12 protein-coding genes and 1 pseudogene are annotated in these 14693 nt (G+C 70.0%); 10 read left to right on the top strand and 3 right to left on the bottom strand.

Going from position 1 to position 14693, the window contains the following annotated elements; translation table 11 throughout:
- Positions 1–107: 107 nt before the first annotated feature.
- From AB0I98_RS13670 to AB0I98_RS13650, 5 genes are all read left to right on the top strand, one after another.
- Positions 108–773, top strand: a complete 666-nt coding sequence (locus AB0I98_RS13670) for a maleylpyruvate isomerase family mycothiol-dependent enzyme (RefSeq protein ID WP_362939997.1) — start codon at positions 108–110, stop codon at positions 771–773.
- A gap of 58 nt (positions 774–831) precedes the next feature.
- A complete protein-coding gene (locus AB0I98_RS13665; protein WP_362939994.1) occupies positions 832–1299 on the top strand; it encodes an SRPBCC domain-containing protein in 468 nt (155 codons plus the stop codon).
- A gap of 349 nt (positions 1300–1648) precedes the next feature.
- Positions 1649–3793, top strand: coding sequence for a glycoside hydrolase family 95-like protein (locus AB0I98_RS13660; protein ID WP_362939991.1), 2145 nt, complete (start codon positions 1649–1651; stop codon positions 3791–3793).
- A gap of 81 nt (positions 3794–3874) precedes the next feature.
- Positions 3875–4597, top strand: a complete 723-nt coding sequence (locus tag AB0I98_RS13655; RefSeq protein WP_362939989.1) for a hypothetical protein — start codon at positions 3875–3877, stop codon at positions 4595–4597.
- A 73-nt stretch (positions 4598–4670) separates the two neighbouring features.
- The gene (locus tag AB0I98_RS13650) at positions 4671–5459 is read left to right on the top strand and encodes a hypothetical protein (RefSeq protein WP_362939986.1); all 789 of its coding nucleotides are present in this window, start codon (positions 4671–4673) and stop codon (positions 5457–5459) included.
- On the opposite strand, the gene AB0I98_RS13645 is transcribed toward AB0I98_RS13650, so the two are convergent.
- Complete coding sequence (locus tag AB0I98_RS13645) at positions 5426–5695, bottom strand: hypothetical protein (protein WP_362939984.1); 270 nt, start codon at positions 5693–5695, stop codon at positions 5426–5428. The two genes, AB0I98_RS13650 and AB0I98_RS13645, sit on opposite strands and share 34 nt — an antisense overlap.
- Positions 5696–5879: 184 nt before the next feature.
- Between AB0I98_RS13645 and arsM the strand changes: the two genes are divergently transcribed.
- Complete coding sequence (arsM, locus tag AB0I98_RS13640; RefSeq protein WP_362939981.1) at positions 5880–6710, top strand: arsenite methyltransferase; 831 nt, start codon at positions 5880–5882, stop codon at positions 6708–6710.
- Positions 6711–6763: 53 nt separating this feature from the next.
- Positions 6764–8488: a phospholipid carrier-dependent glycosyltransferase gene (locus tag AB0I98_RS13635; protein ID WP_362939979.1), complete on the top strand. Its 1725-nt coding sequence runs from the start codon at positions 6764–6766 to the stop codon at positions 8486–8488.
- 41 nt (positions 8489–8529) lie between these two features.
- Here the strand turns inward: AB0I98_RS13635 and rox are convergent, their stop codons facing one another.
- The gene (gene rox / locus AB0I98_RS13630; RefSeq protein WP_362939976.1) at positions 8530–9957 is read right to left on the bottom strand and encodes a rifampin monooxygenase; all 1428 of its coding nucleotides are present in this window, start codon (positions 9955–9957) and stop codon (positions 8530–8532) included.
- 212 nt (positions 9958–10169) lie between these two features.
- Positions 10170–10422: pseudogene (locus tag AB0I98_RS13625) on the bottom strand (aminoglycoside phosphotransferase family protein); the annotation flags it as partial.
- A gap of 235 nt (positions 10423–10657) precedes the next feature.
- On the opposite strand from AB0I98_RS13625, the gene AB0I98_RS13620 reads away from it, so the two are divergent.
- The 3 genes from AB0I98_RS13620 to AB0I98_RS13610 all read left to right on the top strand — a co-directional run bounded on the left by AB0I98_RS13620 (position 10658) and on the right by AB0I98_RS13610 (position 14654).
- The gene (locus tag AB0I98_RS13620; RefSeq protein WP_362939973.1) at positions 10658–11227 is read left to right on the top strand and encodes a dihydrofolate reductase family protein; all 570 of its coding nucleotides are present in this window, start codon (positions 10658–10660) and stop codon (positions 11225–11227) included.
- Between the two features lie 128 nt (positions 11228–11355).
- Positions 11356–12171 (top strand): ABC transporter ATP-binding protein, encoded by an 816-nt coding sequence (locus AB0I98_RS13615; protein ID WP_362939970.1) that lies wholly within the window; start codon positions 11356–11358, stop codon positions 12169–12171.
- The gene (locus AB0I98_RS13610) at positions 12168–14654 is read left to right on the top strand and encodes an FtsX-like permease family protein (RefSeq protein WP_362939967.1); all 2487 of its coding nucleotides are present in this window, start codon (positions 12168–12170) and stop codon (positions 14652–14654) included. Before AB0I98_RS13615 ends, AB0I98_RS13610 begins: the two co-directional genes overlap by 4 nt.
- Positions 14655–14693 lie beyond the last annotated feature (39 nt).

The following is a 14693-nucleotide window of genomic DNA, read 5'->3' as shown; positions in this document are numbered from 1 at the left end:
TTCGCCCCGGGCCAACGGTCTTCTCTTCGGCAAGCCTCCGGCCCCGGACGCCACCTGTCCCGGCCCGGTGCGACGTAGAGCAGGACCCTGACAGGAGACGCTCCCGCATGACTGAATCGGAACTGGCAGCAGACCACTCCCGGAAGACCGGCGTTTGGCGCTTGATCCATACCGAGCGAGCGGCGCTGGCGTCTGATCTCGCGGGCCTGACGGACGAGCAGTGGCAAACGCCGTCGCTGTGCACCGAGTTGACGGTGCGTGAGGTACTGGCCCATCTCACTGCCGCGGCGAGTCTCAACTCCGTGCGGTGGCTGGCGGGTGTGCTCCGCTGCCGGTTCGACTTCGACCGGCAGGTGGCGATGCGGCTGGCCGAGCAACTGGGTGCGACGCCGGCCGAGACGCTGGCGCGATTCCAGCGTGTGGTCCCCAGTACGACCAAGCCACCCCTCCCCGTCATCGCGATGCTCGGCGAGACGATCGTGCACGCGGAGGACATCCGCCGCCCGCTGGGCATCGGCCGTAACTACCCGATCGACGTGGTCACGCTGGTGGCGGACTACTACCGGAGCTCCGACATGGTGGTTGTGGCCAAGGGGCGCATCGGCGGGCTGAAACTCGTCGGCAAGGACGGCCCCTTCACCACCGGTTCCGGTCCGCTCGTCTCGGGTACGACCTTGGCGCTGATCATGGCGATGACCGGGCGCGCGACGTACTGCGACGACCTCGAAGGCGACGGCGTCGAGCTCTTGCGCGGTCGCTGCGGGACGCGATGACCGCGACCGACTCCACGCGCGCCGCCACGAGAGGGATCTCCCGTTCTAGACTCTGCTCATGGACAGGATCGACCGCGCCGGCCGGGTGATCGCGGCGTCACCTGCGGCTGTCTACGCAGCCCTCCTCGACCGGGAGTCCCTCGAGGCATGGTTGCCGCCGGACGGCATGCGCGGGCGGATCGAGCGGTGGGATCCCCAGCCCGGCGGCGGGTTCCGGATGGTCCTCACCTACCTCGACGCCACCGACAGCCCCGGCAAGACGTCGGACGCGACGGACGTCGTCGATGTCGAATTCGCCGACCTGGTGCCGCCGGAGCGCGTGGTGCAGCGGGCGGTGTTCGAGGCCGACGACCCGTCCTACGCGGGCACGATGACGATGACCTGGCACCTCGTTGGCGCCGGTGACGGGACCGAGGTGACCGTCACCGCGACAGGCGTGCCACCCGGCATCGACCAGGCGGCCCACGAGGACGGGATCAGCTCCTCGCTGGCCAACCTGGCGTCGTATGTCGAAAGGGCCGACTGACTCAGGCTGGACGCCAGCAGCGGCAGTCATCGGATGTTCCATGGTCACTGACCCCGCCAGCTGCCTAATGCCCCTGTGTTCCGACCTCATTCACCCGATCAATTCTTGTCCTGCGCCTTGACGAGTGCATGCAATGTCGCCGATTCTGCGGGTCATCCAACGTATCGGCATGAGGAGATGGCGCATGCCCGAATCATCCTCGTTCAGACACACATTCCTCGGAGCTTTAACGGTGGAAGTTGCATCGGCAGCGCCGATCTCCCGGCGGGCCTTCGTCGCGGGCAGCTCAGCGGCCGTGTTCGCGGCCGGTTCTCCCGTGGCCTGGGCAGGTCGCTCACACCATCGCGATGTGCACGGCGACCTGCTCGACGACGCCGCGATGCTCTGGAAACGCGTCCCCGGCAGCTGGCAGGAGGGACCCTTCCTGGGCAACGGCTACATGGCCGCGCACATTTACCGGAAGTCGGGCGAGGACAACGTCCTGCGCATCATGATCAACAACGGTCTGGTGCAGGATCAGCGCGGCCAGTGGGAGGCCGCGATCGGCTACTCGCGGCTCGGCGTCGGCCACCTCACCCTCACCTTCGCCGGCGCCATCACCGCAGTGGACTGGCGGCTCGACTTAGACGACGCCGAGCTGACCGGCACGATCACGACCACTCGCGGCGGCGCGAAGTTCAGCGCCCTGATTCTGAACCACCGCGATGTGCTGCTCGCCCGCCTCGAACCCACCGCGGGCGAGGAGTCCGCGAGTTGGGGCTTCACCCCGCTGCCCGCGCGGACGACCCGCACCATCCGCCTCCCACCCGACTACACCGGCAACCCGGACCCGACCGTCGCCCCCGGCCTGGTCGAGCAGCCGCTGCACGCCGGTGGCGGCTACACCACCGCCTGGCGCGAGGTCCGCTCCGGTACGCGGCGATTGCTGGCCGCCTCCGTCGCGTACGGCTATCCGGACTCGATGGGCCGAGAGCAGGCGGTCCGTGCGGTCGACGAAACACTCGACGGCGCCCCGGACCGCGACATCGCGCGGCACCGCCGCTGGTGGCACGGCTTCTACCGGCGCAGCCTGGTCTCCGTACCCGACAAGAAGGTCCAGCGCTTCTACTGGATCCAGCTCTACAAGCTGGCCTGCGCCACCCGCGCGGGCGGCCCGGTCACCCCGGTCTTCGGTCCCTGGTTCCCCGAGTCGGGCAACGGCTGGACCAACATCTGGTGGAACACCAACGTCCAGGTCACCTATCCGGTGGCCAACGGCTCCAACCACCGCGAACTCGACGCCATCACGCCCACCTTCGCCCGCTATCACGAGAACCTGGAGACCAACATCCGGCCGGAGCTGCGCGACGGCGAGACATACGCGCTCTGCCATCCCGGCGACTGGCAGCTGCGCTCCGGCCCGCGCTACGTGGGCCGTCCCGGCATCGACCCCAACGACCACACCGGCAACCTCATCTGGGCCCTGCACAACACCTGGGTCACCTACCGGCACCACATGGACGACAAGGTGCTGCGCCACGTCATCCACCCGGTGCTCACGAAGGCGGTCAACCACCACGCCCGCTTTCTCACCGCAGGCGCGGACGGCAGGCTGCACCTGCCCGAGACCCGCTCACCGGAATACGCCAACGCCGCCGACTGCACGTACGACCTGTCGCTGCTGAAGTGGGGCTGCGCGACGCTGCTGGCCTCGGCGAAACGACTGCGGCTGGACGACCCGCACGCCGGGCGGTGGCGCGACATCCTCGCCCGGCTGGTTCCCTACCACGTGAACGAGAACGGCGTGATGATCGGCACCGGCGTCCCCCTCGCCGAATCCCACCGCCACTTCTCCCATCTGCTGTGGCTGTACCCCCTCCAGGAGAAGCTGGAGCGGCGCACCTTCGACCACTGGACCTCGATGCAGGTCCGCTGGCACGGCTACAGCTACGCCGCCGCCTCGTCCATGGAGACCCTGTTCGGCAACGCGGAGGAGGCGCTGACGTATCTGCGCTTCTATCTGGACGGCAACGTCGTCGACAACTGCGCCCTGACGCCGAACACCATGTACCGCGAAGGCTCCAACTTCGCGCTGGAGAGCCCGATCAGCGCGGGCCAGTCGCTGCTCGACATGGTCACCCACAGCCACGGCGGCGTGGTGCAGGTGTTCCCCGCCGTCTCCTCGACCTGGCGCGACGTCTCGATCTCCCAGGTCCGTACGCAGGGCGCCTTCCTCGTCGACGCCTCCCGGTCGGGCGGCCGGACCGACTGGATCGCCGTGACGAGCGAAGCGGGCGAACCGCTGGTGCTGCGGCACGGAATCGTCGGCGAGCTCGAGGTCCGCGACAAGACGAACGGCTCCCGGCTCCCGTACCGCGACCGGGGCGACGGAACCATCGCCGTCGCCGTGCGCCGGGGTCGTACGGCCGTGGTGACCCGGCGCGGCGACCGACCGCGGCTCGCACCACGGAACGTCCCGGCCAACGGCGACGCCCCGGCGTGGGGCCTGCCGTAGCGACGCCCGACATCCGTGACGCCCGACATCCGTGACGCCCGACCCCCCACCGATCGACACCATCGACACAGGAGGGCACGTATGAACACCAAGCGCAGAGCACTCGCCACGGTCTGCACCGCAGCCGCGGCCGTCATGACCCTGCTGGCCGGCCAGGCCCATGCCACGGTGATCTGGGACGGCGACGCCTCCCGCGGCACCGGCGTCTTCGGCCACATCGGGAGCAACTGCGCCGCACCCGGCCGCGTGACCGCGGTGGACGATTCCACGCGGGGCGAGGTGTGGCGCTACCGCAAGCCGGCCGGCTCCAACCGCTGTGAGAGCCGGGGCATCGTCGTGGGCGACGACGACTACACCTTCACCAACGGCAGCACCCACTACCTGGGCTGGGACAGCAAGCTCTCCAGCACGGTCGACAACAACGCGATCTTCCAGTGGAAGTCGTACGGCGACCACCAGCAGAACTGGCCCGTCGTGCTCAAGATGATCGGGGGCAAGCTGACGATGATCCAGCGGCAACCGGACGGCACCGTGCACACCATCTGGTCCAGGTCCGTCTCCGCCGGTGCCTGGAACCACATCGTCATCGGCCTCCACCTGTCCGACCAGACCCGCGGCGGCTGGGTCGAACTCTGGTTCAACGGCGCCAAGCAGACCTTCAACAGCGGCACCCAGCGCTGGAACTGCCGGACCTTCGACAGCGAGAACCACCCGAAGTGGGGTGTCTACGGCGCCGACTCGAACTCGGTGGACCACTACGTGGACGCACTGAAGGTCGGCACCTCCTACGGGGACGTGGACTGAGCCTCCGGCGGCCAACGGCAGCGTCCGGCGGCGCACTTCCGCCGCCGGACCTGCGGTCGGTTACTGTGCGCGAATGTCAAACGCGCGTACGTATGGCGGCTACCGGACGGGCGGCTTATGGGCCGCGGCAGGAATCTCCTTCGGCGCTGTGGTGGTTGGCTCGGCCATCGCCCTGTTTGGCATGCTCGAGTTCGACGAGCGGTGCCAGCACGGGCTGATCCAAGGACCGGGCCGACTCCTGCGGGTGCGGGATCAGGCGTTTCCGCCGGCCACCATCTGCGAGTTCCAGTACGGAGAGGTCTCCTCGATCGGCGGCGGGGGAGTGCTCAACGTGCTGCTCTGGGGCAGCTTTCTGGTCCTGGTCACCTGTCTGCTCGTGGCCCTGATCGCCGAGTGTCTCGATCCGCCACTCGGCAGCGACCTGGTCATGCCGATGTCCAGGACCGCGAAGCTCCGCCGTACGGGAGCGGCGTTCTTCGTGACCGGCTCCGTCTTCCTCATGGTCTACGCGTTCGCCGGATGGCGGCTGGTCGCGGGACCGTCGTCGGCCTGCTCGGCAGGGGCGGACTGGGGGACCCAACCGCCGAAGACGCTGGAGTACAGCTTCCTCCCGCCTCAGGCGACCTGCCAGTACACCAGCGGCTTGACGCGGCAGATGAACCCGGACTGGGTGGCGTCGCTGGCAACCGAGTTGGCCGTTCCCGCGCTGATCGCCGGAGTGGGCTTTGCGCTTGCCGTGCGGCGCTGGGCCGTGGAACGGGCGCCCGATTCAGGTCCGGCGATGAGGAGTTGGGGGCGGTCGCGTCGGGCTTCGACGGCTGAGGCCGATCACTCCGTATCCCGCTCCGGCAGCGGCGAGTAGCGGGTGGGCCCCGGTGACTGGCCCTCCGGCGGGTAGTCGCAGTCGAGGCTGGAGATCTCGTAGTCGTCGCCCTCGTTCTGCTCCTGGTCGACCACCACCGCCGCGGTACAGACACGGCCGTGCTCGTCCGTGAACGTGACGATCTCGCTGTAATCCGTCGGAGTGCCGCACCCCGTGAGCAGCAGCACCATCGCCCCCGCGGCCACCGCCACGCCGAGCCCCCACGGCCGTTTCATCCCGCGCCCCCATGTCCGCTGCGTCATCCAACTCGGTCCGCGCTGCACAACGTAGCCGTGGACGACGGTGGTCACCAGGTTGGCTTCATCGGGATGCTTGTTTCGATATGCCTCTATGTTGACGTTTTTCGATTCAAGGCGCAAGGTTGCATCAATGGACATCAATACAGGCAGGGAGTGAGTCATGAGCGAGCAGTCCACCGACCTGCGCGAAACCGTCCGTCAGCGGTACGCGGCGGCGGCCGTGCAGGTCAGCGAGGGCGGCACCGCCTGTTGCGGGCCGCAGCCGGTCGAGGTCGATGAGAACTTCGGCTCCACCCTGTACGCCCCCGATGAGCGCGACACGCTGCCCGCCGACGCCGTCGCCGCCTCCCTCGGCTGCGGCAACCCCACAGCCGTCGCAGAGCTGCGCGAGGGCGAACGCGTCCTGGACCTCGGCTCCGGCGGCGGCATCGACGTCCTGCTCTCCGGCCGCCGCGTCGGGCCGACGGGCAAGGCGTACGGGCTGGACATGACCGAGGAGATGCTCGCCCTCGCCCTGGCCAACGCCGAGAAGGCGGGCGCGACCAACGTCGAGTTCCTCAAGGGCACCATCGAAGCCATCCCGCTGCCCGCGAACACCATCGACGTGGTGATCTCCAACTGCGTCATCAACCTGTCCGTCGACAAGCCCGCCGTCTTCGCCGAGACCTTCCGCGTGCTCAAGCCCGGCGGCCGGATCGGTGTCTCCGACGTCGTCGCCGACGACACCCTCACCACCCGACAGCGCGCCGAACGCGGCGACTACGTCGGCTGCATCGCGGGAGCCCTCTCCTTCGCCGAATACCGCGCGGGCCTGGCGGCCGCCGGCTTCACGGACATCGAGATCACCCCGACCCACTCGGTCGCCGACGGCATGCACTCCGCCATCGTCCACGCCACCAAGCCCACCACCGCCACCGGCCCGGGCACGGGCACGGGCGCGACGCTCGCTGCGGACGACTCCTGCTGCGGTGTCACCACCTGCCACAACTGACCTCGCACGCCCCGCGGCAGGACGCAGATCACGTCACTGCTTAAGGTCATCCAGTGACGAGTAGCAACGCGCCCCGTTCCCATGTCCTCGACGGCACCCGTCCGACGACGGCGCCCACCAACTGGCGCTATCGGCTTCGCCAGTTCGGATACACCGAACGCCCCCGGAGCGACACCCGCGAGCGCCTGGTTCCGCCCTTTCCGAAGCCGTCCACTCGCCTCTGGGAATTCATGGGCTTCAGCCCGGCACCGGCCTCCCGCCTCGCGAGGGCGATGGACTGGCTGGGGCCGGTACTCGTCGCCGTAATGGCAGGAGCGATACGTTTCTGGCAACTCGGCCGTCCCCATGCCTTCGTCTTCGACGAGACCTACTACGCCAAGGACGCCTGGTCCCTGCTGCAGTTCGGCTACGAGGGCACCTGGCCGGACCGCAAGATCGCCGACCCGCAGGTACTCGCGGACCCCCAGGTGATCTCGCTCACCGACACCGGGGCCTTCGTCGCACACCCGCCCATGGGCAAGTGGGTGATCGCCCTGGGCGAGGGGATGTTCGGCCTGGACCCGTTCGGCTGGCGCTTCATGACGGCGGTCCTGGGCACGCTGTCGGTGCTGATGCTGTGCCGAATAGGCCGCCGCCTGTTCCGGTCGACGATGCTGGGCTGCCTGGCCGGCGCACTGCTGGCGATGGACGGCCTGCATGTGGTGATGAGCCGTACCGCTCTGCTGGACCTCGTCGTCATGTTCTTCGTGCTGGCGGCGTTCGGCTGTCTGCTGATGGACCGGGACCAGGCGCGGGCCCGGCTCGCGGCGGCCTTGCCGGTCGGCGAGGACGGCCGTACGCGTCCGGACGGGCACACGGGTGACCATGCCGGGACGGGCTTGCGTCCATGGCGGCTCGCAGCCGGCGTCTGCCTGGGGCTGGCGGCTTCGAGCAAATGGAGTGGCCTGTACTTCCTGGTCTTCTTCGTGGCCCTGACCCTGCTGTGGGACGTCGGCGCCCGCCGCGTGGCCGGGGCGCACCGCCCGTATCGCGCGGTGCTGCGCAAGGACCTCGGCTGGTCGGCGCTGTCCCTCGCCGCGGTCGGTCTGGTGACGTATGTGGCGACATGGAGCGGCTGGTTCCTGTCCGACAACGGTTACGGACGCCACTGGGCGGACGGCCGCGGCGGCACCTGGTCGTGGATTCCGGCTCCGCTGCGCAGCCTGTGGCACTACGAGTACGGGGTCTACCAGTTCAATGTGGGGCTGCACGATTTCCACAAGTACGAGTCCAACCCCTGGAGTTGGCTGGTCCTCGGCCGCCCCGTGCTCTTCCACTACGAGTCGCCGGCGCCCGGGAAGGACGGCTGCACCGCGACGACCGACTGCTCACAGGCGATCCTCGGACTCGGCACGCCGCTCCTGTGGTGGTCGGCCTGCTGCGCGCTCATATACCTGCTGTACCGATGGGCACTGCGCCGCGACTGGCGCGCCGGCGCCATCCTGTGTGCGGTGAGCGCCGGTTATCTGCCCTGGTTCCTGTACCAGGACCGTACGATCTTCTCCTTCTACGCCGTCGTGTTCGTGCCGTACCTGAGCCTGGCCGTGACGATGATGCTGGGAGCGGTGCTGGGGCCGCCGGGGGCGACTGAAAGACGCCGCATCCAGGGGACGGTGGCGGCGGGCGCGCTCGTGCTGCTCATCGCCTGGAACTTCATCTACTTCTTCCCGATCTACATGGGACAGACGATCCCGTACGCCGACTGGCGCGCCAGGATGTGGCTCGACACGTGGATCTGAAGCCCACGGCAGGCTGAGGGGGCGGGGTCGACGCGACTGCGTCAACTGGCGGCTGCGCCGAACCACTTGGGCAGTCGGCTGAGGAGATCCTGCTGGTCGTCGCCGACCCACGCCACATGGCCGTCCGGCCGGAGGAGTACCGCGGGGACGTCCAGTTCCTCGCTCATGTCGACGACGTGGTCGACCCGGTCGTCCCAGCCCGCGACCGACAGCCGGCCGGTCTGGTCGAGCAGCAGCCCGCGGCCGCCGTGCATCAGCTCGTAGAGGTTCCCCCGCTTCAGCTCCACGTCCCGCAGCCGCCGGCCGAGGAGTTCGTGGCCCTCGCCGAAGTCGTAGCGGATCCCGGTCGCGGTGATCTTCTCGGTCAGGTACCGGTTCACCTCCTCGAAGTCCATCAGTTCCGACAGCAGCCTGCGTACGGCCTGCGGGCCCGGCTCGTTGGAGATCAGCTCCATCTGCGCGCGGGTGTTGTTCAGCACGTCGGCGGCCACCGGGTGCCGCTCGGTGTGGTAGCTGTCCAGCAAGCCCTGCGGTGCCCAGCCGCCCACCTCGGCGGCCAGTTTCCAGCCGAGGTTGAACGCGTCCTGGATGCCGAGGTTGAGCCCCTGCCCGCCGACCGGCGGGTGGATGTGCGCCGCGTCGCCCGCGAGCAGCACCCGGCCGACCCGGTAACGCTCGGCCAGCCGGGTGGCGTCACCGAAGCGGGACAGCCAGCGCGGTGAGTGCACGCCGAAGTCGGTGCCGGCGATCACCCGCAGCTGTCGCTTGAACTCCTCGAGAGTCGGCGGTACGGAGCGGTCCTCGGCCACCCCCTCGGCGGGCACGCCGACGCGGTACACCCCGTCCCCGAGGGGCATGGCGCCGAACCGCTTCTCGGTCTTGCGGACTTCGGCCATCACGGCGGTCAGCGTCTCCGGCTCCGCGGTCACCTTCATCTCGCCCAGCAGGGTCTCCACCCGGCTGGGCTCACCGGGAAAGCCGACGCCGAGCAGCTTGCGCACCGTGCTGCGGCCGCCGTCGCAGCCGACGACGTAGCGCGAGCGCATCCGCGTGCCGTCGGCCAGCTCGACGCTCACCCCTTGGTCGTCCTGGCTCAGCCCGGTCAGCGCACAGCCGCGCCGGACCTCGGCGCCGAGCTCGGTGGCGCGCTCGGCCAGCAGGCGGTCGGTGGTGGTCTGCGGGATGCCGAGGACGTACGGACGGGAGGTGTCCAGCCGTTCCGGCGCGGGCTTGCTGATTCCGGCGAAGAAGCCACCGACCGGGTACTGCTGACCGAGCGCCAGGAAGCGATCGAGCAGCCCGCGCTGATCCATCACCTCGATGCTGCGCGCGTGCAGGCCGAGCGAGCGGACGATCGGGGTCGGCTCCACGTCCTTCTCCAGCACGACCACGTGCACACCGTGCAGCCGCAATTCGCCGGCCAGCATTAAACCGGTCGGTCCGCCGCCGACCACGATCACGTCAATCATCTGAAGGCCCTTTCAAGGGGATTGGGTTTCGGCCGTCCGCATCGTGAAATGCGCACGTATTCCGTGAATCCGTCATTTCCGCAGCTTCTGGCTTTGGTCGCTCATTCTGTGGCACGACCAGGGCCTTGCCGCAAGCCCCCCAGTGCGCTATAGGTTGAGAGTGGCAAGGAGTACACAGCTCCTTGCCTTTGTTATTTGTGGCGTCCGGGACAAACGTTGCCGGGGTGGAAGTCCCGGTGCAGGAACCGCCCTTCATAGGGCGGCGCGGGCTTGCGGATCACGTCTTTCGCCGCGGCCCATGCCGCCGCGTCGGCGCCCTTCGGAACGACGACGGTGTCGGCGGTCGTCAACGCCTCAAACTCCCGGGCCGCTCGGCGGGTCGCAACGCGTGGATCCCACGGGTTGGCGGGCCGGCAGAGGGACGCGCGCCTCCAATCCCTCATCATCGAGGAGCGTTCTTGCCGCTGCTGCGCCGCTCGGACGACCCCACCGGATCAGCGAGGGGTCACCCTCGCAGCGAGGCCCGGCCGTTCTCACGCGGACACGGGTCAGACGCTACATCTGATCAACAAGCTCAAGACCACGGCGCGGCGCATGGTGCGCATCGGTTGCCGGCCGCCCAGGGGATCCCGCGAGCCGCGATGAGTTCTTCGGCGTCCGGCGGTCACACTGTCGAACCCGTTACCGAGGAGGACTGCTGATGCGCAGCGTGACCTATTCGATGGGCGCCTCACTCGACGGCTACATCGCCGGGCCGGACGGCAACTTCGACTGGACGCAGCCCGACGAGGACGTCTTCCGCTTCTGGATCGACGAGATTCGACAGGTCGGCGTCCACCTGATGGGACGACGGCTGTACGAGACGATGCTGTACTGGGAGACCGCCGACCAGGATCGATCGCTCGACGAGGACGAGCTCGAGTGGACCGCGCTCTGGAACCCGCTCCCGAAGGTGGTGTTCTCCACCACGCTGTCGGCGGTGCAGGGCAATGCCCGCCTGGCCTCCGGCAGCCTGGCGGAGGAGATCGAGCGGCTGCGAGCCGAGCCGGGGGAGGGCGAGATCGCGATCGGCGGCGCGACTCTCGCCGCCGAGGCCGCCGCGCTGGGTCTGATCGACGAGTACCGGGTCATGGTCCACCCGGTGCTGGTGGGCGGTGGCATTCCGTTCTTTCCCAGGAACGATCGCCGGGTGGATCTCGAACTCGTCGAGACCCGCACCCTCAGTTCGAAATTCGTCTACCTCCGTTACCGCGCGGCGTCAGCGAAATGATCCGCAGACGCACGTAATGCGCGTGGGGTTATCCCCACCCCCGATCCGCCAGCAGCCGCCATGGTCCGCAATGACCGTGATCCGTAGCTTCGAGTCATCGGCTCGAAAAGATCGCGAGAGGACGGACCATGAGGCTGCGCAGCGGCAAGCGGCAGAAGACGGACGACCGGCCGGAGGTGCAGGGCACACCCGGTCTCGCCGTCGAACTGCGCGGCGTCCGGCGGCAGTACGGCCGCGGCGCCGGTGTCGTGCACGCGCTCGCGGGTATCGACCTCGCCCTGCCACGCGGCACGTTCACCGCCGTCATGGGCCCTTCCGGCTCCGGCAAGTCCACCTTCCTGCAGTGCGCCGCCGGCCTCGACCGGCCGTCGGCCGGCTCCGTGCGCCTCGGCGGTACGGAGATCACGGGCATGCGCGAGAACCAGCTCACCGAGCTGCGCCGCAGCCGCCTCGGTTTCGTCTTCCAGGCCTTCAACCTCCTGCCCTCCCTCACCGTCGAGCAGAACGTGCTGCTCCCGATGCGCCTCGCCGGGCAGCGCCAGGACCGCCGACGAGCCGGTGCGGTGCTCGCGCAGGTCGGCCTCACCGAGAAGGCGAAGCGGCGGCCCGGCGAGCTCTCCGGCGGCCAGCAGCAGCGCGTGGCCATCGCTCGCGCCCTGATCACCAGCCCGGACGTGGTGTTCGCCGACGAGCCTACCGGCGCCCTCGACACCGGCACCGCCGCCGAGGTCCTCGGCCTGCTCCGGCACGCGGTGGACACCCTCGGGGCCACCGTCGTCATGGTCACCCACGACCCGGCCGCGGCCGTCTGGGCCGACCGCGTGCTGTTCCTCGCGGACGGCGTCTTCGCCGGCGGCCTCGACCGCGGCTCGGCGGAGCAGATCGCGGCGCACATGGCCGCCCTCACCTCCCGTACAGGCGCGATGGTGGGGGCGGCGGCGTGAGGAGCTTCGCCCCCAACGGCCTCGCCCGCGCGGCCGTGCGCTTCAAACCCGCGTCGTTCGCGGGCACGTTCGTCGCGCTGATGATGGCGGCGCTGATCGTCTCCGCCTGCGGCATCCTCCTGGAGACGGGCGCCCGCGCCTCGGTTCCGCCCGAGCGGTATGCCAAGGCGCCGGTGGTCGTGGCCGCGGACCAGTACGCCCGCTTCGTCACGGGCAGCGGGGACAGCCGGTCCGAGTCGGCGGACCTGCTGCCGGACACGGCGCGTCTGGACGCCGCACTGGCCGACAAGGCGGCCCGCGTGCCCGGCGCGGAGGGGGCGGTGCCGGACTTCACGTTCCCGGTGCGCCAGGGCGACGGCGCGCTGACGGGCCACGGCTGGGGAGCGCACGCCTTCACCGGTGCCGCGCTCACCTCCGGTGCGGCACCCCGTACCGGCGAGGTCGTACTCGACGCCGCCGCTGCGCGGGCCGCGAAGGGCGGCGTCGGCGACACGGTCACGCTCGAAACCGCCACCGGACGCGCCGACTTCCGCGTCTCCGGGCTGGCGCAGGCCGGACCCGGCGACGTGGCCGAGGGTGCCACGGGCTGGTTCGCCGACGCCCAGGCCTCCGCGCTGGCCGGGCATCGCGGCAAGGCCGGCGCAATCGCCGTACTGGCGAAGGACGGGGCGAACGCCGACGCGCTCGCCGCCGGCGTGAAGAAGGCGCTCGCCGACTCCGGCGTCAAGGTGCACACCGGTGACGATCGCGGTGCCGTCGAGGACCGTGGGCTCGGGTACGCCAGGGAGATGCTCACCGGGCTCGGCGGCTCCTTCGGCGGGATCGCCGCCATGGTCGCCGTCTTCACGGCGTCCGGCACGGTCGCGCTGTCCGTCGCCCAACGAGCGCGGGAGTTCGCGCTGTTGCGCGCCGTCGGGGCCACTCCGCGGCAGATCCGCCGCGCGGTCGCCGCGGAGGCGCTGCTCGTCGCGCCCGCCGCCGGTCTGGTCGGCTTCCTGCCCGGGATCGGGCTCGCCCACTGGTGGTTCGGTCAGCTGCAGGACCGCGGGGCCGTCCCGGAGGCCGTGGCCTTGCACATCTCCTGGATCCCGCTCGTCGTCGCCGTCGGCGCGGGGCTGCTGACCGCGCTCGCCGCCAGCTGGGCCGCCGGGCGCCGACCCGCGAAAATCAGGCCGGGGCAGGCGCTCAGCGAGGCGTCGGTGGAGCGACTGCGGCCGGGTGTGATCCGTACGCTGCTGGGCCTGGGTGCCCTTGTCGGCGGCGGGTTCCTCACCGTCGTCGCCGCCCGTTCGGCGGGGGAGGACGCGGCCAACGCCGCCCTCGGCGTCGTCATGCTCTTCATGCTCGCCGTCGCACTGCTCGGCCCGCTGGTGGCGCGGCTGTGCGCGGAGCTGTTCGGGCTCCCGCTGAGCGGCGGCGGTGCCTCGGCCTCGCTCGCGGCCGCCAACTCCCGTACGAACGCCCGTCGGCTGGCCTCCGCGATCACCCCGATCGTGCTGGCCATGGCCTTCGCCTCGACGCTCGTCTTCATGCACACGAGCGAGAGCCATGTCGCCGCGAAGCAGCTGCGCGCCGGCGTCACCGCGGACCACGTGGTCACGGACCCGGCCGGGCTGCCCGCCGACGCCGTCGACCGAGCGGCCCGCACGCCCGGCGTCGACGCGGCCGTCGGCCTGCTCGACACGCAGGTGCTCGTGCCCGTCGGGTCGGGCGGCGACCGATGGCTGCAGAGCTCGGCGACCCAGGGCATCTCCGGCTCCGGCGCGCAGCTCGCCAAGGTGCAGGACCTCGACGTGCGCAGCGGCAGACTGGACCGGGTCGGCAAGGGCCGGATCGCCATCGACAAGACGCTCGCCACCTCCGCGAAGGTCAAGGTCGGCGACACACTGCCCCTCTACCTCCCGGACGGTACCCGGACCAGCCCCGAGGTCGTCGCCGTGTACGGCCGCGGGCTCGGCCTCGCCGCGGTGACCATGGACCGCGCGTCCCTGGCCGCCCACGTCACCTCGGGCTTCGACAGCACGCTCCTGGTACGGGGCGGCGACGCACAGGCCCTCGCCTCGCTCGGCAAGGTCACCGACGCCTCCGGCTACGCGGTCGAGCAGAACACCGACCGCGAGCTCAACGCCTGGGCCAACTACACGATGGCCGGCGTCCTTGGTGGCTTCGCCGCTGTCGCCGCCGTCAACACGCTCGTGATGACCGTCCTCGACCGCCGCCGCGAACTCGGCATGCTCCGCCTCGTCGGCTCCACCCGGCGCCAGGTGATGCGGATGCTGCGCTGGGAAGGCCTCCTGGTGGCGGTGACCGGCATCGTCCTCGGCACGGCCATCGCCGCCGCGACGCTGATCCCGATGATGCGCGGCCTCACCGGCGAGGCCCCGTACGTACCTCCCCTGGTGTACGCAGCCTTCGCCGGCGGCGCGGTGGGACTGGGCCTGCTGGCAGTGACCCTGCCGGCGAGGGCGGCGCTGCGGCGCTGAGGAACCCCGTCCGTGGTCCACGCCGCTCTGTGACCCATG

Origin of the sequence: Streptomyces sp. NPDC050211, from assembly GCF_040656035.1 — a bacterium.
Classification (GTDB): Bacteria; Actinomycetota; Actinomycetes; order Streptomycetales; family Streptomycetaceae; genus Streptomyces.
Note: the sequence above shows the minus strand (reverse complement) of the source record. Positions and strands in the feature narration are given on the sequence as shown.

Coding starts and splice junctions, on each gene's coding strand:
- AB0I98_RS13670 (WP_362939997.1), top strand. CDS start 108: ATGACTGAATCGGAACTGGCAGCAGACCACTCCCGGAAGACCGGCGTT.
- AB0I98_RS13665 (WP_362939994.1), top strand. CDS start 832: ATGGACAGGATCGACCGCGCCGGCCGGGTGATCGCGGCGTCACCTGCG.
- AB0I98_RS13655 (WP_362939989.1), top strand. CDS start 3,875: ATGAACACCAAGCGCAGAGCACTCGCCACGGTCTGCACCGCAGCCGCG.
- AB0I98_RS13650 (WP_362939986.1), top strand. CDS start 4,671: ATGTCAAACGCGCGTACGTATGGCGGCTACCGGACGGGCGGCTTATGG.
- AB0I98_RS13645 (WP_362939984.1), bottom strand. CDS start 5,695: ATGAAACGGCCGTGGGGGCTCGGCGTGGCGGTGGCCGCGGGGGCGATG.
- arsM (WP_362939981.1), top strand. CDS start 5,880: ATGAGCGAGCAGTCCACCGACCTGCGCGAAACCGTCCGTCAGCGGTAC.
- rox (WP_362939976.1), bottom strand. CDS start 9,957: ATGATTGACGTGATCGTGGTCGGCGGCGGACCGACCGGTTTAATGCTG.
- AB0I98_RS13620 (WP_362939973.1), top strand. CDS start 10,658: ATGCGCAGCGTGACCTATTCGATGGGCGCCTCACTCGACGGCTACATC.
- AB0I98_RS13615 (WP_362939970.1), top strand. CDS start 11,356: ATGAGGCTGCGCAGCGGCAAGCGGCAGAAGACGGACGACCGGCCGGAG.